This is a genomic window from uncultured Marixanthomonas sp. (genome assembly GCF_963974425.1).
Lineage (GTDB): Bacteria > Bacteroidota > Bacteroidia > Flavobacteriales > Flavobacteriaceae > Marixanthomonas.
This window is the reverse complement of the sequence record NZ_CAXBCK010000012.1, coordinates 36,067-56,928: the sequence shown is the minus strand read 5'-3', so window position 1 is coordinate 56,928 and position 20,862 is coordinate 36,067. Positions and strand designations below refer to the sequence as shown.

The 20,862-nt window shown below is 36.0% G+C and carries 20 protein-coding genes; 10 read left to right on the top strand and 10 right to left on the bottom strand.

Translation table 11 applies throughout. The annotated features are described in order from the left end of the window. Window positions 1-38: 38 nt before the first annotated feature. The gene (locus AACZ92_RS04885; RefSeq protein ID WP_339697719.1) at window positions 39-629 is read left to right on the top strand and encodes a TetR/AcrR family transcriptional regulator; all 591 of its coding nucleotides are present in this window, start codon (window positions 39-41) and stop codon (window positions 627-629) included. Here the strand turns inward: AACZ92_RS04885 and AACZ92_RS04880 are convergent. Genes AACZ92_RS04880 through AACZ92_RS04870 form a run of 3 tightly spaced genes read right to left on the bottom strand, consistent with a single transcriptional unit; the run spans window position 621 to window position 2,249 of the window. Beyond that, window positions 621-1,133, bottom strand: a complete 513-nt coding sequence (locus AACZ92_RS04880; protein ID WP_339697716.1) for a hypothetical protein — start codon at window positions 1,131-1,133, stop codon at window positions 621-623. The two genes, AACZ92_RS04885 and AACZ92_RS04880, sit on opposite strands and share 9 nt — an antisense overlap. Then, entirely contained in the window at window positions 1,123-1,602 is a 480-nt protein-coding gene (locus AACZ92_RS04875; RefSeq protein ID WP_339697713.1) for a CYTH domain-containing protein, read from the bottom strand. Before AACZ92_RS04875 ends, AACZ92_RS04880 begins: the two co-directional genes overlap by 11 nt. Continuing rightward, window positions 1,599-2,249 (bottom strand): NAD(P)H-binding protein, encoded by a 651-nt coding sequence (locus AACZ92_RS04870; protein WP_339697710.1) that lies wholly within the window; start codon window positions 2,247-2,249, stop codon window positions 1,599-1,601. The genes AACZ92_RS04875 and AACZ92_RS04870 overlap by 4 nt, the downstream gene beginning before the upstream one ends. 42 nt (window positions 2,250-2,291) lie before the next feature. On the opposite strand from AACZ92_RS04870, the gene dinB reads away from it, so the two are divergent. Both dinB and AACZ92_RS04860 read left to right on the top strand, forming a co-directional pair. After that, entirely contained in the window at window positions 2,292-3,395 is a 1,104-nt protein-coding gene (gene dinB / locus AACZ92_RS04865; protein WP_339697708.1) for a DNA polymerase IV, read from the top strand. Between the two features lie 54 nt (window positions 3,396-3,449). After that, entirely contained in the window at window positions 3,450-4,229 is a 780-nt protein-coding gene (locus AACZ92_RS04860) for an SH3 domain-containing protein (RefSeq protein ID WP_339697706.1), read from the top strand. Window positions 4,230-4,274: 45 nt separating this feature from the next. Here the strand turns inward: AACZ92_RS04860 and pyk are convergent, their stop codons facing one another. Genes pyk through AACZ92_RS04835 form a run of 5 tightly spaced genes read right to left on the bottom strand, consistent with a single transcriptional unit; the run spans window position 4,275 to window position 8,497 of the window. After that, entirely contained in the window at window positions 4,275-5,705 is a 1,431-nt protein-coding gene (gene pyk / locus AACZ92_RS04855) for a pyruvate kinase (protein ID WP_339697704.1), read from the bottom strand. Then, the gene (locus tag AACZ92_RS04850) at window positions 5,705-6,196 is read right to left on the bottom strand and encodes an IPExxxVDY family protein (protein WP_339697702.1); all 492 of its coding nucleotides are present in this window, start codon (window positions 6,194-6,196) and stop codon (window positions 5,705-5,707) included. The genes pyk and AACZ92_RS04850 overlap by 1 nt, the downstream gene beginning before the upstream one ends. 50 nt (window positions 6,197-6,246) lie before the next feature. Then, window positions 6,247-6,990 carry a ribonuclease III gene (gene rnc, locus AACZ92_RS04845; protein ID WP_339697700.1) on the bottom strand — a complete coding sequence of 248 codons (744 nt, stop codon included), beginning with the start codon at window positions 6,988-6,990 and terminating at the stop codon, window positions 6,247-6,249. Between the two features lie 7 nt (window positions 6,991-6,997). Then, on the bottom strand, window positions 6,998-8,251 hold the full coding sequence (gene fabF / locus AACZ92_RS04840) for a beta-ketoacyl-ACP synthase II (RefSeq protein WP_339697698.1): 1,254 nt from the start codon (window positions 8,249-8,251) through the stop codon (window positions 6,998-7,000). Between the two features lie 12 nt (window positions 8,252-8,263). Further along, the gene (locus AACZ92_RS04835; RefSeq protein ID WP_068590783.1) at window positions 8,264-8,497 is read right to left on the bottom strand and encodes an acyl carrier protein; all 234 of its coding nucleotides are present in this window, start codon (window positions 8,495-8,497) and stop codon (window positions 8,264-8,266) included. Window positions 8,498-8,673: 176 nt separating this feature from the next. Here AACZ92_RS04835 and AACZ92_RS04830 point away from each other — a divergent pair, with 176 nt between their 5' ends. The 4 genes from AACZ92_RS04830 (at window position 8,674) to AACZ92_RS04815 (ending at window position 12,863) form a co-directional block, all read left to right on the top strand. After that, complete coding sequence (locus AACZ92_RS04830; protein ID WP_339697690.1) at window positions 8,674-9,255, top strand: phosphoribosylglycinamide formyltransferase; 582 nt, start codon at window positions 8,674-8,676, stop codon at window positions 9,253-9,255. Continuing rightward, entirely contained in the window at window positions 9,255-9,893 is a 639-nt protein-coding gene (locus AACZ92_RS04825; RefSeq protein ID WP_339697688.1) for a ribonuclease H family protein, read from the top strand. The genes AACZ92_RS04830 and AACZ92_RS04825 overlap by 1 nt, the downstream gene beginning before the upstream one ends. 94 nt (window positions 9,894-9,987) lie before the next feature. Continuing rightward, window positions 9,988-10,911, top strand: coding sequence for a PfkB family carbohydrate kinase (locus tag AACZ92_RS04820; RefSeq protein ID WP_339697686.1), 924 nt, complete (start codon window positions 9,988-9,990; stop codon window positions 10,909-10,911). 53 nt (window positions 10,912-10,964) lie between these two features. Then, window positions 10,965-12,863, top strand: a complete 1,899-nt coding sequence (locus AACZ92_RS04815; RefSeq protein ID WP_339697684.1) for an amidophosphoribosyltransferase — start codon at window positions 10,965-10,967, stop codon at window positions 12,861-12,863. Window positions 12,864-13,315: 452 nt separating this feature from the next. Here the strand turns inward: AACZ92_RS04815 and AACZ92_RS04810 are convergent, their stop codons facing one another. After that, window positions 13,316-13,597, bottom strand: a complete 282-nt coding sequence (locus AACZ92_RS04810; RefSeq protein WP_339697682.1) for a hypothetical protein — start codon at window positions 13,595-13,597, stop codon at window positions 13,316-13,318. Between the two features lie 523 nt (window positions 13,598-14,120). Beyond that, complete coding sequence (locus AACZ92_RS04805) at window positions 14,121-14,729, bottom strand: superoxide dismutase (protein WP_339697680.1); 609 nt, start codon at window positions 14,727-14,729, stop codon at window positions 14,121-14,123. A gap of 171 nt (window positions 14,730-14,900) precedes the next feature. On the opposite strand from AACZ92_RS04805, the gene AACZ92_RS04800 reads away from it, so the two are divergent. The 3 genes from AACZ92_RS04800 to AACZ92_RS04790 all read left to right on the top strand — a co-directional run bounded on the left by AACZ92_RS04800 (window position 14,901) and on the right by AACZ92_RS04790 (window position 20,798). Beyond that, entirely contained in the window at window positions 14,901-18,047 is a 3,147-nt protein-coding gene (locus AACZ92_RS04800; protein WP_339697678.1) for a UvrD-helicase domain-containing protein, read from the top strand. A gap of 28 nt (window positions 18,048-18,075) precedes the next feature. Next, window positions 18,076-19,278, top strand: coding sequence for a glycine C-acetyltransferase (gene kbl / locus AACZ92_RS04795; protein WP_339697676.1), 1,203 nt, complete (start codon window positions 18,076-18,078; stop codon window positions 19,276-19,278). Between the two features lie 119 nt (window positions 19,279-19,397). Then, entirely contained in the window at window positions 19,398-20,798 is a 1,401-nt protein-coding gene (locus AACZ92_RS04790) for an OmpA family protein (protein WP_339697674.1), read from the top strand. The last annotated feature ends 64 nt before the right edge of the window (window positions 20,799-20,862 follow it).

The following is a 20,862-nucleotide window of genomic DNA, read 5'->3' as shown; positions in this document are numbered from 1 at the left end:
GTAGCAATGCAGGGCGGGAATTTTTTTTATAAGAAAGTATGCAAAATGACGATGAAAAAATAATAGTTAAAACACTAGATCTTTTTAAAAAGTTTGGTGTTAAAAGTGTGTCTATGGATGATATTGCTTCAGCATTAGCCGTATCTAAGAAAACGCTGTACACACATTTTGACAGCAAAGACCTGCTTATTGAAAAGACTATCTTTTATATTTTTACGGAACATTTCAAAAAAATAGATCGTATACTCGAAAAAGATCTATCGCCTCTTCAAAAAATTATCCTTATTTATCGCTACGGAATCAATCAAATGATCTCGTATGATCCTGCTTTTTACTTCGAATTAAAAAAGTATCATATTTCGGCTCATAAACACTATGAAGGCCATAAAAATGATATTATTTTTAAAACAATTTTAGGCTTATTAAAAGAAGCACAAGAGCTGAACGAAATCAGGCAAGATGTAAACCTGAATCTTTTTTGTGAAATTCATCTCTATAAAATTGATGAAATTTTAGCCGATCCAGACTTCAACACTCAATATTCAACTCAGCAAATGCTGAACCATTTGGTCATTTATAATTTAAGAGGAATTGTCGTCGATCCTGTATTATTCTCTTACTTACCGTAATGAAAACCCTTTTGCTGCCCACCACGGATGTATTTCAATGGCTAAACGACCTGCTTTCACCATAGGATCCATATTGGCCAAACTATCTGCCATTTTTTGAGTTGGCACATTATAAATAGTAATACCGCGAATATCGCCATCATCACCAAAAGGTCCCGAAATATCTGCAAAACCTTTTTCGTACATACTCCCTAAGTGCGCTAAATGTAGTTTTTGAAGACTATCGGCTTCCTTTTTATTTTGCGATCTATTAGCACCTCGTTTTAAAAAGGCTATGAAATATTGTTGCATCAAAACGGTGTCACCGGTTTTTTCATCTACATAATCAAATATCTGGTAACCATCGTTTGTTAGATTCTCTTTAAGTTGCGCTACTGATTCTTTTTTAGCTTCCAAAACTTGCGCTTCTTGCTCTACAAAGGTGTTTTCTTCTTCTTTTTCTTTTACATTGTTACAGCTGCAAAAGACTATTAATATAGCTACTAGCGTAATTTTAGTTTTCATCATTCCAATTTTTAAAAGGGTTTTTGCTTAATTGTGAATTATAATACTTTGTTTCTCCGGTAACTTCCTTTCCTATCCAATTGGGTATGGTGACTGTTTCTTTTTCTTCTGAAAGTTCAACTTCAGCAATAATCAATCCTTCGTTAGCATCAAAAAATTCATCCACTTCAAAAATGTGGTTAGCAGCTTTCACTTCGTGACGTATTTTATCTATTATCCCAGGTTCGCAAATTTTCAACAAGGCTTCTGCTTCTTCGACAGTTATTTGTTTTTCCCACTCAAATCGGCTAGCTCCCGTTTCATTTCCTATGCCCTTTACCGTAATAAATCCTTCGGAGCCTTTTATTCTCACACGTACCGTTCGTTCGGGATCTGTATTTAAAAAGCCTTGTACAATTCTAGTTTTTTTAAACGCGAGTTCTTTAAATGCTTCAGAAGTCACTAAAAATTTCCGTTCTATTTCAATCATGCTTTTGCTATCTTTTTAATTTCATCTGAAGGAATTCTCGTTTCAGAATACGGTTTATATAGTAAGTTTTGCATTGCCTTAGCGATGGTTTCCGGTTCAATCATTTTATATTTTTTCGGAATTAAAAACCCAAATACCTTCGCAAAAAACTGCGCAATAGACTCTCCAGTTCTGTTTTCACTTCGGTCACCACCAATTAATGAAGGCTGTAAGATATATGTTTCTGAAATATTCTGCTGCAAAACATCGCATTCCATTTCACCTTTTACTTTGTTGTAGAATACGCTACTTTCTGGGTTTGAGCCTAAGGCTGAAATTACAATAAACTTGGAAATTGAATTCTGTTTAGCCAATTTCGCCGCTGTAACAGGAATACCATAATCTATTTTTTTATACGTTTCTTTATCAGGTGTTTTCGATTTTGTCGTTCCAATGCAACAAAAAACAACATCGCCTGTAAAGTGTTCTGTTTGGCTTTCTAACTCAAACATATCGACTAGATGTTCTTCTACTTTTGGGCTTTTTACGTTACTTGAACTTCGTGAAAACAATTTTATGGTTGAAATTGAATCGTCATTAAGTAACCGCTGAAGCAATATACTACCCGTTAAACCAGTTGCTCCTAAAATAATTGCTGTTTTGGCCATTTTCTTGTGTACTTTACTACTAAGATATTATAATTTTATAAAATGAACGAGTCGCTGCCCATTCGTAAAATAATCCATGTAGATATGGATGCTTTTTATGCTTCAGTAGAACAGCTGGACAACCCCGAATTACGGGGTAAAGCCATTGTTGTGGGTGGAAGCAGTAAGCGCGGTGTGGTAAGTGCTGCGAGTTATGAAGCCCGAAAATTTGGGGTGCGATCGGCTATGAGCAGTGTAATTGCAAAACGCCTTTGTCCTCATCTAATTTTTGTAAAAAGTAATTTTGATCGGTATCGAGAAGTTTCGCAACAAATCCGGAAAATCTTTCATGACTATACAGATCTAGTCGAGCCTTTATCGTTAGACGAAGCCTATTTAGATGTTTCAGAAAATAAAAAAGGGAATCCTAGTGCTACGTTAATTGCTAAGGAAATCAGACAGAAAATTAAAGAGAAGACCGGGTTGAATGCTTCTGCAGGGATTTCCATAAATAAGTTTATTGCCAAAGTTGCGAGTGACATCAATAAACCTAACGGACAAAAAACCGTTCCGCCGGAAGAAGTACTCGACTTTTTAGAAAAACTGGATATTAAAAAGTTTTACGGTGTAGGGAAAGTGACCAAGGAAAAGATGTACCGTCATGGAATTTACACGGGGGAAGATTTAAAATCAAAATCGGTTGAATATTTAACCGAACACTTCGGAAAAAGTGGTGGTTATTATTACCACGTGGTTCGGGGAGTTCATAACAGCGCCGTAAAACCTACTAGAACCCGAAAATCGTTAGCTGCTGAGCGGACCTTTTCAGAAAATATTTCTTCGGAAGTGTATATGCTAGAACGCCTTGAAACGATTGCCGAGGAAGTAGAAAGACGCCTTACCAAAAGTAACGTGGCCGGAAAAACCATTACCCTCAAAATTAAATACAGCGATTTCACGTTACAAACAAGAAGCAAGACGTTACCGTTTTATATTTCGAGCAAGTCACTGATGCTCGAAGCTGTTAAAGATTTGTTATTTCAAGAGAAAATGAAAAATTCGGTGCGATTATTGGGGATTTCTTTATCGAACCTCAATAACGAAAAAAAGGAGCAACAGCCCGAACCTGAGGAAAGTATAGACGTTCAACTAAAACTTGATTTTTAAAATATGCAATAAGACTACTTGAATCTAATTAATAATTTCAAAAACCCATCTATTATGAAAAAAGTAGCTTATTCTCTATTCGTTTTAGCCGCAACCATCACGGTATTATCTTGTAAAAACGAAACAAAATCAAATGAATCTTCAGAAATTTCAGAAGAAACTAACAATTTAGCTTTAGCTGAAAAAGAAACCAAAACTACACCAGATTTTCTCTACGTAACCGCTTCAAGCGGACTTACTCTACGAAAACATGACAATTTAAACAGTGATAAATTAGGCGTAATGCCGTACGGAACTAAGATTAAGGTAATAGCCTCAGAAAATGAAGAAACGATGACCATTGGTGGTATTAGAGGTGCGATGCATGAGATAGAATACAATCAGAAAACTGGCTATGCTTTTAACGGGTATCTTTCCAGATTTTTTCCTCCTGAAGAAGACATAAATGCCAAAATATACGCTGATGATTTAAAAGGACAGTTCCCGGAAGTTTCATTTACAGAAACCAGCGGCGGAACGGCTAGTAAACCTACAAATACTGAAACATTAGTGCTCCCAACCGACAAGTGGCACGAAGCATTCTACATTGCAGCCGAGTTGTTCGATATTCCGAAGAGTTTTGCATTCCCCACCCCAAAAGGAAGCAAGGAAGAAACTATTAAAGAGAAGGACCCTAAAAGTGGTACTTGGACAAGCCAGTTAACTGTGAATAGAAAAGACAATAGTCTAGAAAAAATAAATTATGACTATCGAACTGAAGGCTTCGGCTATTCTGTAAATATTACCAAAGAAGGAAAGGAAATGAAATTAGAACGCACCGAAGTGGCAGACTAAAATTTGTAAAAAAGTAAAAAGCCGAGTTTAAAACTCGGCTTTTTTTTATTTAATCAATGATACCCTTAACGTATTTACCATCCCTTTATCTGAAATGGGCATAGCCGCAAGGTTAATTAGATAATCGCCTTTGTTTACGTATCCTTTATCTCGCGCAATTTTGTTTACATCGTCAACTGTTTCATCGGTACTCACAAATTTATCATAGTAAAAAGCTTTTACGCCCCACAATAAATTTAATCGTGATAAAATACGTTTGTTAGATGTAAATGCTAAAATGTTCGCGTCTGGTCGCCAAGCCGAAATTTGAAAAGCTGTATAACCACTGTTGGTTAACGTACAAATGGCAGTCGCATCAATTTCATTTGCCATAGTTGCGGCATGATAACAAACCGATTTGGTAACATAGCGATTGGTTCTAATTTGTGGCGGCTGGTGTGGTACCGTAATTAAGTTTGAGTTTTCCACACTTTTGCAGATATTGGCCATCGTTCTAATAACTTCAACTGGATATTTACCTACGGAGGTTTCTCCACTTAACATAACAGCATCGGCACCATCCATTACTGAATTGGCCACGTCATTCACCTCGGCACGAGTTGGTGTTAATGAGGTAATCATCGTTTCCATCATTTGTGTAGCGATAATTACAGGAATTCTAGCTCGTTTTGCTGTTAAGACCAGTTCTTTTTGAATAAGCGGTACTTCTTCAGCTGGAACTTCTACTCCCAAGTCACCTCTTGCAACCATTAAACCGTCGCAATAAGCAACAATTTTATCGATGTTTTGTACAGCTTCGGGCTTTTCAATTTTAGCGATAATCGGAATTTTATATTCACAATGTGCTTCAATAATAGCTTGTAGCTCTTTTAAGTCTTCTGCGTGGCGTACAAATGATAAGGCAATCCAATCTACGTCTTGTTTTACTGCAAAAACTGCGTCTTTTTTATCCTTATCTGTAAGTGCTGGTAACGAAATGTTGGTGTTGGGTAAGTTTACACCTTTTCGAGAACGCAAGGGCCCTCCTTGAATTACTTTAGCCTTAACTTCATCTTTCCCATTGGTTTCAATTACTTCAAAAATAAGCTTCCCATCGTCTAGCAAAATTCGTTCGCCAGCATTAACATCTTTAGGGAAACTATCGTAATTCATGTACACCCTTTCACTTGTGCCCTCAAACTCTTTTCCGGTACAGAAACTAATTTTATCTCCCGGATTTACAATCACTTCTTCCTTCATGATGCCCACCCGTAGTTTAGGACCTTGCAAATCACCTAGAATAGCTGGGGTAATACCCAATTGCTCCCCTACTTGTCTAATAGTTGCGATGCGTTTTTTTACATCTTCGTATTTGGCGTGAGAAAAGTTTATGCGAAAAACATCCACCCCTTCCAAAATCATTTTTTTTATAATTTCCTTTTTGGTGGTCGATGGGCCTAAGGTGGCGACTATTTTAGTTCTTTTTAATTTCTGCATTAATTGAATATTAAATTGTTTTTAGACTTTATATGTTCACTATCTATAAGGTAAGAAGAAATAATGGATTTTATTTTATTTGCTTCTGAAAGCAGCTTATTTATTGAAACCTGGTTGTGTTCGGAAGTAATTTTTAAAAAATAATCCACTTTTTTATACTCCGGAATTAAATAGGTGGTTATGTATTCTTCCGAAGCATTTGAACCAAATAATCCTCCGCTGGCTGTTGTATTTGCAGTTGCAGATTTACAAGTGTTTGAAACGAGATCATACACCATGTAATTTGTGGTGTCTTCAAATTCAAACAACGGAAACTGCACTTCTAATCCATCCTTTGAAAATTCAAGATCTGTTCTTCGCCGTTTTAACCGTAATTGTAAGTATTTATTTAAGTAGAACGCCATTTTATAGGGCTCCACACCACAGTGAATAGCTAGTATTTGAAAATCTTCCCTAAAATCGTCTTCGAGCACTAATTTATGTTTACCCATAACGGATTTTAGCATAAAAATAAGGATACTTTAGGTAATTAACGAAAGGCTTAGTTTAATTCTTTGTCAATTTTTGACTGAAACTTATAATAAGCTCTTTTAGCGGCTCGTTCTTCAGCTTTCTTTTTTGAAGTAGCACGTGCCTTGGCAATGGTTTCATTTTCTAGTTGAAGCTTAACAGCAAAGTGCTTTAACTCATCTTTGCCAGTGTCTTCATATACATGAAACTTGAAGTGTTGTTTACTTTTTTGGCACCATTCAATAAATAAACTTTTATAGCTTATTATCTTGCCTTCCAAGCGTTCAATATCAACATAAGGTTTAATAACCCGTTTATAAATAAACTTTTCACAATAGTTATATCCACGATCTAAATAAATGGCTCCGACTAAAGCTTCAAAGATATTTCCGTGAATGTTTCCTCCAAATTGATCAGAAGAAACGGAGGATTTTAAAAACTTGATAAGGTTTAAGTCCCGTCCTAATTCATTTAAATGTTCGCGGCTTACTACTTTGGATCGCATCTTAGTAAGATATCCTTCATCGCCGGAAGGTACTTTGCCAAAAAGATGAGCAGCAATTACCGCTCCCAACATAGCATCTCCTAAAAACTCTAAACGCTCATAGTTTTGGGGTTGACCGTCATTATTCTTCTCGTGAAGCGATCTATGGGTAAAAGCTTCATTATAGATTGAGATATCCTTGGGCTTAAAACCCAATATTTTTTTAATTGCATGAAAAAAATCCCCGTCGGTTGAATTTCGGGAATTAAATATGTTTTTAATGGATGCCATCTAGTATTTATGCGTCCAGTTTTTTGAACAGCACACAGGCATTGTGCCCTCCAAAACCAAAAGTATTGCTCATTGCTACTTTAATTTCACGTTCTTGAGCTTTATTAAGGGTAAGGTTAAGAGATGGATTTATATTTTCATCAACTGTAGTATGATTAATGGTAGGTGGCACCACACTATTTTCCATTGCTAAAATGGAGGCAATCGCCTCAATAGCTCCTGCAGCACCTAATAAGTGCCCAGTCATGGATTTAGTAGAATTAATATTAATGTCTTTAGCATGTTCACCAAAAACACTGGTAATTGCTTTTAATTCGGCAACATCACCTAAGGGTGTTGATGTACCATGTGTATTAATAGTATCTACTTGATTAGGGCTCATCCCTGCATCACGTAAACAATTAAGCATTACACGCTCTACACCAATACCATCTGGATGTGGAGCTGTCATATGGTGGGCATCGCTAGACATTCCGCCACCAACAACTTCAGCATATATTTTAGCACCGCGTTTTTTTGCGTGTTCGTATTCTTCAAGAATTAATGCTCCTGCTCCTTCCCCTAATACAAATCCGTCACGGGTAGCATCAAAAGGTCTTGATGCGGTTTCAGGACTATCGTTTCGGGTAGAAAGGGCATGCATAGCATTAAAACCTCCCATACCAGCTTTTGTTACTGCCGCTTCACTACCACCAGTTACAATGACATCGCAATGCCCTAACCTAATGTAGTTTAAAGCATCAATCATTGCATTGGCAGAAGAAGCACACGCAGAGACCGTTGTATAGTTAGGCCCCATAAAGCCGTGTTTAATAGAAATATTACCAGGGGCAATATCAGCTATCATTTTAGGGATAAAGAAGGGGTTGAAACGTGGTGTTCCATCCCCTTCTGCAAAGTTTATTACCTCATTTTGAAAGGTTTCAAGTCCGCCAATACCAGCACCCCATATAACTCCTACACGAAATTTATCAACGTCGTCTAGGTTTATTCCCGCGTCTTTAATAGCTTCATCTGAAGATACTAAAGCATATTGGGCAAAGCGATCCAGTTTTCTGGCTTCTTTCCTATCAAAAAAATCTTCTGGTTTAAAGTCTTTCAGCTCGCAAGCGAATTTAGTTTTGAACTTTTCAGCATCAAAATAAGTAATAGGGGCACACCCGCTCTTTCCATTGATTAATGCTTCCCAATAATCAGGAATGTTATTACCAATAGGCGTAAGTGCTCCAAGACCTGTAACTACAACTCGCTTAAGTTCCATAAAGGACTAAATTTATTTAGCTTCTTCTATATATGAAACTGCTTGACCTACTGTAGCAATGTTTTCAGCTTGATCATCTGGAATTTGAATATCAAATTCTTTTTCGAACTCCATAATAAGTTCAACTGTATCTAAGGAATCAGCTCCTAAGTCGTTTGTAAAGCTTGCTTCGTTAACAACTTCGTTTTCGTCAACTCCTAGTTTGTCTACTATAATTGCTTTTACTCTTGATGCAATGTCTGACATAATCTTTGTTTTTTTAATTTAATTAAGTGGCAAAAATAAAATTTTTTAATTTAATACACCATTTTAAACCTAAAATGTGAATACCAATTTAAACATTTTTGGGAGAAGTAAAACCCTATTACCTTACTTTTGTTATTTATTTAATATTACTTCTTGAAAACCTCATTGTTATTTTGATGAAAAAACGCATTGTCATATTCGCTTCTGGTAGCGGTACCAATACCGAAAATATAATAAAATATTTTAAACAATCTAATGTTGGTGAAGTTGTTCTTGTACTGTCAAACAAGAAAAATGCCAAGGTGCTAGAAAAGGCTAAAAAACACAATATCAAATCCCTATACTTTAATAAGGAAAATTTATTTTCTGAAGGAGGCATTTTAAAAACGCTTCAAAAAACCAAACCAGACTTAATTGTATTAGCAGGCTTCTTATGGAAGTTTCCTGAATTAATTTTGGAGGAATACCCAAACAAAGTAATAAATATTCATCCAGCCTTGCTTCCAAAATATGGTGGAAAAGGAATGTATGGAAACTATGTTCACGAAGCAATTATTGCAAATAAAGAACCTGAAACTGGTATTACAATTCATTATGTGAACGCAAATTATGATGAAGGCGCAATTATATTTCAAGAAAAAACACCGCTTTCAGTAAATGAAACACCAAAAACGGTTGCTGAAAAAGTACATGCATTAGAATATGAACATTTTCCAAGAGTAATTGAAAAATTATTAATTGCTGAAAAAACTGATTAATGGCAAAGACCAAAAAATATTATGTCGTCTGGTTCGGAAACCCAACAGGTATTTTCCATAGTTGGAAGGAATGTAAAAAAGCCATTACAGGAGTCACCGGCGCACAATACAAAAGTTTTGAAAGTTTAAAAGAAGCTAAAATAGCGTACAATAAAGAATACGCAGACTATAAAGGAAAAAACACCAAAAAGAAAAAAACACTTACTAAAGAACAATTAGCTAAAATAGGGCAACCCAATTTATATTCCATCGCAGTTGATGCGGCTTCTAGTGGTAACCCAGGGAAAATGGAATACCGAGGCGTAGACACCCAAACGCATAAACAGTTGTTTCATCAAGGCCCTTTTCAGCAAGGAACTAATAATGTAGGTGAATTTTTAGCTTTGGTTCATGGGCTTGCTTATTTAAAGAAAATTAGTAGCGATCGTATTTTATATACGGATAGTAGGATTGCAATGGGGTGGATAAAACGAAAAAAGTGCAACACTAAATTAAAGAAGTCTTCAAAAAATAAATCGTTATTTGAATTAATTGCCCGAGCCGAAACTTGGCTTAAAACAAACACTTATTCCACCAAAGTGGTTAAATGGGAAACCAAAGCGTGGGGCGAAATTCCAGCAGATTTTGGAAGAAAGTAATAATCAACACCTTACACTTTGTTTAGTCTTCGTTAAAAACATATATTTTCTAAATTATTTCGTTAAATTTGCACCCTCAATTTAAAACCCTTTTATGAGCAAACTCGTTATAGTTGGTACCGTTGCTTTCGACGCTATTGAAACGCCTTTTGGCAAAACCGATAAAATATTAGGTGGCGCCGCTACATATATAGGGCTGGCAGCTAGCCAATTTAATGCCGATGGCGCTATTGTTTCAGTCGTTGGAGGTGATTTCCCAGAGGAATATATCGCGATGCTGAAAAACAATAATTTAGATGTTTCAGGACTTGAAGTTATTAAAGAAGGAAAAACATTCTTTTGGAGCGGGAAATACCGTAACGATATGAATTCTCGCGATACTTTAGCGACTGAGTTAAATGTATTGGAGAATTTTCAACCTAAAGTACCAGAAAACTATACAGGTGCTGAAGTGGTGATGTTAGGAAATTTACATCCGCTCGTCCAATTAAGTGTGATTGAGCAAATGGATTCGCCAAAATTGATTGTGCTGGACACGATGAATTTTTGGATGGATAACGCCTTAGCCGAATTAAAAGAAGTTATTGCTAAAGTAGATGTTATTACGATTAACGATGAAGAAGCTAGGCAATTAACCGGTGAATATTCATTGGTGGTAGCAGCTCAAAAAATAAGAGAAATGGGACCTAAATATGTGGTTATAAAAAAAGGAGAACACGGAGCCTTGTTATTTCATAATGACGATGTCTTCTTTGCACCTGCATTACCGTTAGAAGAAGTTTTTGATCCTACTGGAGCGGGCGATACATTTGCAGGAGGATTTACGGGTTATTTGGCAAAAACCGCAGATTATAGCTTTGAAAATATGAAGAATGCCATAATTTATGGTTCGGCTTTAGCTTCGTTTTGTGTAGAAAAATTTGGAACAGAACGATTGGAGGGTCTCACAAAAAAAGAAGTACATCAGCGCTTGAAACAATTTCAAAGCCTAACACAATTTGATATAGAATTAACATAACATCGCGCCCTGAATTTTCGGGGCGTTTTTAATTGAACTAATTTTTCAGAAAAATGAGCGACGCGTTAAAGCACGAATGTGGAATAGCAATGGTACGATTGCTGAAACCGCTTGAATATTATAAAGAGAAATATGGAACTGCATTTTACGGAGTAAACAAAATGTACTTAATGATGGAAAAACAGCACAACCGTGGTCAAGACGGTGCCGGTTTTGCCAGTATTAAACTTGATGTAGACCCTGGAGAACGTTACATAAGCAGAGTACGTTCTAACAAATCGCAACCCATCCAGGATATTTTTGCTCAGATTAACGGTCGTATTAATGAGGAGTTTGAAAGACACCCAGAATACAAAAACGATGTCGCCGCTCAAAAGAAAAACATCCCTTACATTGGCGAATTGCTTTTAGGGCACGTTCGCTACGGAACTTTTGGCATTAACAGTGTAGAAAACGTACACCCCTTTCTTCGGCAAAATAATTGGATGCACCGTAATTTGATTATTGCCGGTAACTTTAATATGACGAATACTACCGAGCAGTTCAATAATTTGATCAAACTTGGGATGCACCCTAAAGAAAAAGCCGACACCATCACTGTGATGGAAAAAATTGGTCATTTTCTAGATGAAGGCGTTCGCAAACTTTATAAAAAATCGAAAAAGGCAGGATTGAATAAAATGGAAGCTTCTCCTTTTATTGCTGAAAACCTTAAAATTGAAAAAATACTTAAGAAGTCTGCTAGAGATTGGGACGGAGGCTATGCTATGGCCGGAATGTTGGGGCACGGTGACGGATTTGTATTACGCGATCCTGCAGGAATACGTCCAGCCTATTACTACAAAGACGATGAAGTGATAGTTGTTGCTTCAGAAAGACCAGCAATTCAGACTGTATTTAATGTGTCGTTTGAAGACATTAAAGAAGTAGAACCTGGACACGCTATTATCTTGAAAAAAGACGGTAGTTTTTCAGAAAAAAAGATACTAGAACCATTAGAGCGTAAATCTTGTTCGTTTGAGCGAATTTATTTTTCCCGCGGAAGTGATGCTGAAATTTATGAAGAACGAAAAGAGTTAGGCCGTTTGGTGATGCCAAAAGTTTTAAAAGAAATAAACCACGATACCGAAAATACCGTGTTTTCTTTTATTCCGAACACAGCTGAAACTTCGTTCTACGGAATGTTAGACGCTGCCCAAAATGAACTGAACAAACAGAAAAACGAAGCCATTTTAGAGGAAGAAGGGAATTTAACCACTGAAAGGCTTCAGCAGATACAACAGCATAAAATTCGCACCGAAAAAATTGCGATTAAAGATGTAAAACTGCGAACCTTTATTACCGAAGATAGCAGTCGTGATGACTTAGTTGCCCACGTATACGACGTCACCTACGGGGTTGTTAAACCAACGGATAATCTAGTTATTATTGATGATAGTATTGTGCGCGGGACAACACTTAAAAAGAGTATCCTAAAGATGCTGGATCGATTAAACCCGAAACAAATTGTAGTGGTTTCATCTGCACCACAAATTCGCTACCCAGATTGCTATGGTATCGATATGGCACGTTTGGAAGGTTTAGTTGCTTTCCAAGCAGCGTTAGCACTTCATAAAGAACGCGGAACGTATGATGTTGTTGAAGAAATCTACCATAAATGTAAAGCGCAGCTAGATACAGAAGATAAAGATGTGGTAAATCACGTGAAAGATTTATATGCTCCTTTCAGCGATCAAGAAGTTTCTGATAAGATTGCTGAAATTATTAGCGACGAAAACATAAACGCAGATGTAAAATTGATTTTCCAATCGGTAGACGACCTGCACAAAGCTTGTCCTAAGAATTTAGGTGATTGGTACTTTACAGGTAATTACCCAACAAATGGTGGAAAGCGAGTGGTTAACAAAGCTTATGTTCATTTTTACGAAGGAAACCCAGAAAGAGCATACTAACCTGTTAAAAAACAGTGTAAATAGTTATTATTAAACACTTAATCGAGTTTATAAAACAGTTCGTCCAAAAGTAGGAAAAACCTTATTGTAGAACTGAAAATTTGATATATATTTGAATTATACCATAGCATAAGTAGGTTAAGTTTATGGTAAGATTTGGGGCAAAAAAAGGTGAACACTTGTTCACCTTTTTTTATGCGCCAAATTCGGGGTGGCGAGCTGTAGTCTATACTTAAATGACACTAACAGAAAATAAAGCGAGCCACTTACAATTTCATTTAAACACATATTTGCTTTTTTCAAGCCTGATTTAAATAATTATAACAAATTATTTTCATCGTATGGTTAAGCAGCCATCTACTAAGCTTCTTCAACAAACAGAGTTTATATAAAACAAAAAAAGCAAGCGATATATACACAGCTTGCTTTTTCTAAGTAAATTATTAGAAGGTTTAAGTTCGCAACATTCTATGGTATGTAGAATTGCAGTTAGAACCAAACCGAACTATATAATCTTTAAAAACAGTAAAGATATTTTTAGAAGTAGAAGTATCCACTTCGGTCAATGCGTGTTCAATATCCTGAAATTTACTATCTAACGTGTCAAGGTTCTTAACCAAATACCGTTTCTTTCTTTTATGGATAGATTTTTTACCATTTTTTTTCTTTCCAGATATTTCTTGAACTGAATACTTTACCTTCAGTATATAATATTTATTTTCATCATTGCTCATAACTCATTCATTTTTATCAACCCCAAATATATGAAAAATTTAATTACTTAACGTTAAATTTACATTAGCGTAACATTAATATAACTTTTAAAACCTGTTTATCAGATAAATATCAAAATATATAAATTTTTAATAAATCATTCACATGTTTCACCTTCTCTGAAGGAAAACACCTAGCAAAAACATCTCTTTATCGAAAATTAAAGCTATTGGTCTAAAAAACAAACAATTAAATACTTTATAATATATATTTGAATCATACCATAGCATAAGTAGGTTAAGTTCATGGTAGATTTGGGGCAAAAAAAGGTGAACAAGTGTTCACCTTTTTTTATGCGCCAAATTCGGGGTGGCGAGCAATTACTAAAACTTATTCTCTTTAAACAAACTTTGTTGTGAGCCGTTTCCCTCACTTCACAACTAGTTCACCTTTTTTATGTACCAAATTGAAAATCTAATTAAAAATTGATAAAAAAAACCCTCTTAATATTAAGAGGGTTTTTTGATTTTATATAAACTCTACTTATTTATTCTGCTCATATCGTTTTGATACTTCATCCCAATCTATCACATTAAAGAATGCGTTTACGTAATCAGGTCTGCGGTTTTGGTAATTTAGGTAATACGCGTGTTCCCAAACATCTAACCCAAGTATTGGTGTTCCACCACAACCTACTCCAGGCATTAGTGGATTGTCTTGGTTAGGTGTAGAACAAACTTCTACTTTACCACCTTCGTGAACACAAAGCCAAGCCCATCCAGATCCAAACTGACCTTTCGCTGCTGTAGAAAATTTCTCTTTAAAATCTTCAAAGCTTCCATACGCACTGTTAATTGCTTCGGCTAATGCACCTGAAGGTTTTCCACCCCCGTTTGGAGACATTATTTCCCAAAATAGTTTATGGTTATAAAAACCACCACCGTTATTACGAACGGCTTTATCGTCCATATCAAGATTGTTCAAAATATTTTCGATTGTTTTTCCTTCTTGGTCGGTTCCTTCAATCGCTGCATTTAATTTATTGGTATATCCATTATGGTGTTTATCATGATGGATTTCCATAGTCTTAGCATCAATATGTGGTTCTAATGCATCAAATGAGTATTGTAATTTCGGTAATTCGAAAGCCATAATTATATCGTTTTTAGTTATTTATATTTTTTTGTTATGTTCATTATCAAAGGTACGCAGAAGAAGACATAAAAAATGTTATAAAATTTATAAGATTTTATAACCATATAGATTATATTGATTATTTGTGCAAATACACACACGATTCGCTACTTTTAAATAAAAAACAGCTTGAAAACAACTTCGCCATTCACTATTTACAACGCTGCCGCAGGAAGCGGTAAAACTTTCACCCTAGTAAAAGAATATCTAAGCCGTTTACTACTTTCAAAAAATGAAGGAAGCTATAAAAATCTATTGGCGATAACCTTTACCAATAAAGCGGTTGCCGAAATGAAACAGCGGATTATTTCAAATTTAGTTTCTTTTTCCTCGGAAACATCTCTTTCATGTCCATCGGATATGATGACGCTTCTTGCTTCTGAAACAGGAATGAGTCTTGAGGAAATTCAAATTACTTCAAAAGCAATTATAAAGCATTTATTGCATCATTATTCGGCTTTTAGCGTAGAAACCATTGATCGCTTTAACCATCAATTACTTCGAACTTTTGCTCGTGACTTAAAACTTTCTTCAAATTTTGAAGTGAGTCTAGATACAGATCAATTATTGTCTGAATCCGTAGATCAATTAATTAGCAAAGCGGGCGACGATAAAAAAATCACCAACGTCTTATTGGACTTCGCACTTGAAAAAACAGATAATGATAAATCGTGGGATATTGCCCTAGATATTACCAAAGCTTCTTCTTTGCTTTTTTCTGAAAATGAAGCCAAACACATTAAAAAACTAAAGCTACAATCCCTCGACAATTTTCTTTCGTTTAAAAAGCATTTGCTGAAACAACAAAAACAACTTTCAGAAAACATAATACAAGTTGCTTCCATTACCCTTAAAACAATAGCTGACAACGGATTGGATGAAAGCCACTTCAGCGGGAAATATTTATACAACTATTTTGTAAAGCTTTCTGAAGGCAATTTTGATGTTCCGTACGGCGCCAAATGGCAAGAAACCTTAGGCGAAAAACCCTTATACCCAGGACGTATAAAACCCCCAGAAAGCAATATTATGGACGGATTAGCACCAGAATTGGTTTCCGCTTTTTCAACGAGTAAAAAGTTGGTATTTCAGCTACAGTTAATTAATTCCATAGTAAAAAACCTCACCCCGCTTTCGGTTATCAATTTGGTGCAGCAGGAAATTGAAACTATTAAGGAAGAGAAAAACATCTTGCCTATTTCAGAATTTAATTCCATCATTAATAAAGAAATAAAAAACCAGCCTGCGCCTTTTATTTATGAACGGTTGGGAGAAAAATACCGTCATTATTTTATTGATGAATTTCAAGATACTTCCGAATTGCAATGGGAAAATTTAATTCCTTTAATTGAAAACGCATTATCGCAACAAGTAGCAAGTGAAGAAGCAGGCTCGCTGTTATTGGTAGGCGATGCCAAACAATCTATTTATCGTTGGCGAGGTGGTAAACCTGAACAGTTTATGGATTTATATGGCGGCAAAACACCTTTTGCTGTTTCAAAAGCCGAGGTAGAAACCTTAGACACCAATTACAGAAGTTGTAAAGAGATTATCACGTTTAATAATTCATTTTTTACGTTTGTTTCAAAATACTTCGGCGATGCCGAACATACACATTTATACAAAATAGGAAACCAGCAAAAGCCCAATAAAAAAGACGGAGGCTATGTACAGATTGAGTTTATTGAAAAACAATCGGCTACAGAAAAAGAAGAAAGCTATGCAGAATTGGTTTTACAAACCATTAACGAAGTAAAAGCCCACGGTTACCAAGAACAAGATATTTGTATTTTAACACGTCGCAAAAAAGAGGGAATTGCATTAGGCTCTTGGCTTATGGAAAACGGGATTTCAATTATTTCTTCTGAAACGTTATTGCTTCAATCCTCGCCCTTGGTTCAAGGATTAATTCAGACGCTTATTTATTCCTTACAACCTGAAAATGAAGAGGCAAAAATCAATATGTTCGATTTTATTCACGAACATCTTTCTATTTCAGAAGAAAAACATACATTTTTCACTCAATTTTTAAACCAACCTGCGGAAGAAGTAACGCAACTCTTACAGCAATACAACATCGATTTTAATTCCAGTTTTATACATTCAGTTTCTTTATACGAAGCTTTTGAGTATTGCATTCGTCAATTTAAGTTAGAACCGAGTGCCGACGCCTATCTCTTCGGATTTATGGATTTGGTTTATGAGTTTGAACAACAACCATTAGCGTCAAAAATGGCCTTTCTAGAATATTGGGAAACCAAAAAAGAAAAAGTTTCGGTTGCCGCTGCCGAAACTACCGGAGCAGTGCGATTAATGACCATCCATAAAGCAAAAGGATTAGAATTTCCTATTGTACTATTCCCGTTTGCTGAAACCGATTTATACAAAGAAATAGAACCAAAAACGTGGTTTAAAGCCCCTGAAAACGATTTCGGTTTTGAAGAAGCGGTAATTAATTTTAATAGTAGTGTAGCAGAATTTGGCGAAGAAGGTGCTAAAATTTACGCAGACCGCAGAAACACATTAGAACTCGACAATTTAAACCTACTATATGTTACCCTGACAAGGCCTGTTGATCAGCTCTATATTTTTTCTGAAAAGCCAAGCAGCGTAAAAGATCAACCTAAGGATTTTAGTCAGTTGTTTGTAGAATACCTTAAACATGGACAGAAATGGAACGATGACCAATTGTTATATCAATTTGGTGAAAAAACACGGAAAGAACTAAAAGAAGAAGAAAATATTACTGAAACGGTTGCGCCTACATACATCAACACTTCACCAACAAGCCGTAACTTGAATATTGTAACCAAAGAAGCATTGCTTTGGGACACCGAAACCGAAGCTGCTATTTTAAGTGGAAATCTTTTTCACGATACAATGGCTGAAATTAAATATGAAAACGATGCTTCGGAAATATTAAAGAATATAAAAAAACGAGCGATTGTTTCAGAAAGCGATTTTAAAATTTTAAAAGAAGCGGTTGATGCTTTAATACAAGACGAGAAGTTAAACCACTTATTTCAACCTTCCGAAAAAGTAGAAAACGAACGAGATTTAATTACTTCAGAAGGAAAAATATTACGTCCCGACCGTTTAAATTTTCATCCCGACGGTAGCGTAAGTATTATAGATTATAAAACGGGAAGTCAATCTCAAAAACACAGGATTCAAATAAACCAATATGCAGCAGCGCTTTCAGAAATGAATTTTAAGATTGCTGAAAAAATCTTGGTTTATACTTCAGAAAATGGCATACTTATAAATAAAGCCTAACTTTGTTACTTGAAAAAAAACAGACATTATGTACGGAAAAATTAAAGAACACCTGCAAGAAGAACTTCAGGAAATAAAAAACGACGGATTATTTAAAAAAGAGCGCATCATCACCTCTCCGCAAGATGCCGCTATTACAATTTCGACAGGACAAGAAGTGATCAACTTTTGCGCGAATAACTATTTGGGGCTTTCTTCGCACCCAGACGTTATACAAGCAGCCAAGGACGCGATGGATACGCACGGTTTTGGTATGTCGTCTGTTCGGTTTATTTGCGGAACGCAAGACATTCATAAAGAGCTGGAACATAAAATAGCCGATTTTTACCAAACGGAAGACACTATATTATACGCAGCTTGCTTTGATGCAAACGGTGGTGTTTTTGAACCTTTATTGACGAAGGAAGACGCAATTATTTCAGATTCCTTAAACCACGCTTCTATTATCGACGGCGTTCGTTTATGTAAAGCTGCTCGGTATCGCTACCAAAATAGCAATATGGATGAGCTTGAAGAGCAATTAATTAAAGCTAATGAAAATGGAGCTCGTTTTAAGATTATCGTTACCGACGGTGTATTTTCTATGGATGGTTTAGTAGCACCATTAGATAAAATCTGTGATCTAGCCGATAAATATGATGCTTTGGTTATGATTGATGAATGCCATGCTACTGGATTTATTGGTAAAACAGGCCGTGGAACCTTAGAAGAAAAAGGAGTTATGGATCGTGTAGATATAATAACGGGTACATTAGGTAAAGCTTTAGGTGGCGCTATGGGCGGTTACACTACTGGTAAAAAAGAGATTATCGAAATGCTTCGCCAGCGATCGCGTCCATATCTATTTTCAAACTCATTGGCACCGGCAATTGTTGGAGCCTCTATTAAGGTGTTTGATATGCTTGATACCGATACTACACTGAGAGATCGTCTACAAGAAAATACAGCATACTTTAAAAAAGGAATAAAAGAAGCAGGTTTTGATATTATCGATGGAGATTCTGCTATTGTTCCTGTCATGTTATATGATGCAAAGCTATCACAAGACATGGCCGATATGTTGCTGGAAGAAGGCATCTACGTTATCGGTTTTTTCTACCCGGTAGTACCAAAAGAGAAAGCGAGAATAAGAGTGCAATTATCTGCTGCTCACACAAATGACCAACTGGACAAAGCAATAAATGCTTTTATTAAAGTGGGTAAAAAACTAGATATTATTAAGACTGAATAAATTAAATTTGGGGGCAAAAGGCTTTGTATTTATGAAAAATTTAATAGATTTGACTTTGTTTATAAGTAATAAGAACTTACTTTTGCTCTAATTAACACTTAAAAATTAAACAATCGAATATGAAACATCTTAACAGTTTATTAGTTGCTGCCATCCTATTTATGGGTATTGGCGTAGCGAACGCACAAGACGAAAACAACCCTTGGGCTTTTGAGATTGGTGTCAATGCTGTTGACGTCTTTCCCGTTGGTCTAGAGGATGGCCAATCTGTATCTTCTCCTATGAGAGGAGAGCTTTTTGAAGAATTTTACAATGTAAATGATCACTGGAACATTTTACCTTCAGTATCTAAAATTGCAATCAGCAGATATGTTGGTAGTGGTTTTACTTTTTCTGCAGTAGGTTCTATTAACAGAATAGATAAAGTAGGTGATGTAAGTGTAGATGACTTAAGTTACTACGCTGCTGATGGTGAAATTAGATATAGCTTTAGAGACCTTATCAACGGTCCTGGTGGATGGTTTGACCCATCTATTGGTGTTGGTGGTGGTTACACTTGGGTTGATGACATCGGATTTGGAACAGCTAACGGTTTAGCTAGTGTTAAAATCTGGTTTGCTGAAAACATAGCCTTAAACCTACAAACAACTTATAAGCACGCATTTGAAGATGATTACGGAGTAAAGCATTTCCAACATTCTGCTGGTATTGTATTTAAGTTTGGTGGAAAAGACACTGACGGTGACGGAATCTACGACCAAAATGATGAATGTCCAGAAACTCCTGGTCTTCCAGAATTTAATGGATGTCCTGATACTGACGGTGACGGAATCGAAGACAGAAACGATGCTTGTCCAGAAACTGCTGGTTTAGCTGAGTTTAACGGTTGTCCTGATACTGACGGTGACGGAATCGCTGATCCTCAAGATGCTTGTCCAACTGTAGCTGGTTTAGCCGAATTAAACGGTTGTCCTGATGCTGACGGTGATGGTATCGCTGATGGTGATGATGAATGTCCAAACGAAGCAGGTCCTGCATCTAATAACGGTTGTCCTTTCGAAGATAGAGATGGTGACGGTGTATTAGACAAAGATGACCAATGTCCTGACGTTGCTGGTACTGTTGCAAACAACGGTTGTCCAGAAGTTACTGTAGAAGTAATTAAAGAAATCAACGAGTATTCTAAAACAATCTTGTTCGATTATAACAAATCTTCTATCCGTCAAGAGTCTTATGCTTCATTACAAAGCATTGCTGACATTATGAAAGAATACCCAAATACAGTATTCCATATTGAAGGTCACACAGATAGTAGAGGTAGTGATTCTTACAACATGAAGTTATCTAAAGAAAGAGCAGCTTCTGTAAGAGATTACTTGACTACAATCGGAATGCCTAACAACAGGTTAACTTCTGAAGGTTATGGTGAAGAAAGACCAGTTGCTACAAACAATACAGCTGCTGGAAGACAAGAAAACAGACGTGTTGAAATCTCTCTTAACAAGAACAGAGATAAATAAACGATAATGAAATAATGTTCATTAAATAAATAACAGAAACGCCTCCGTAAATCGGGGGCGTTTC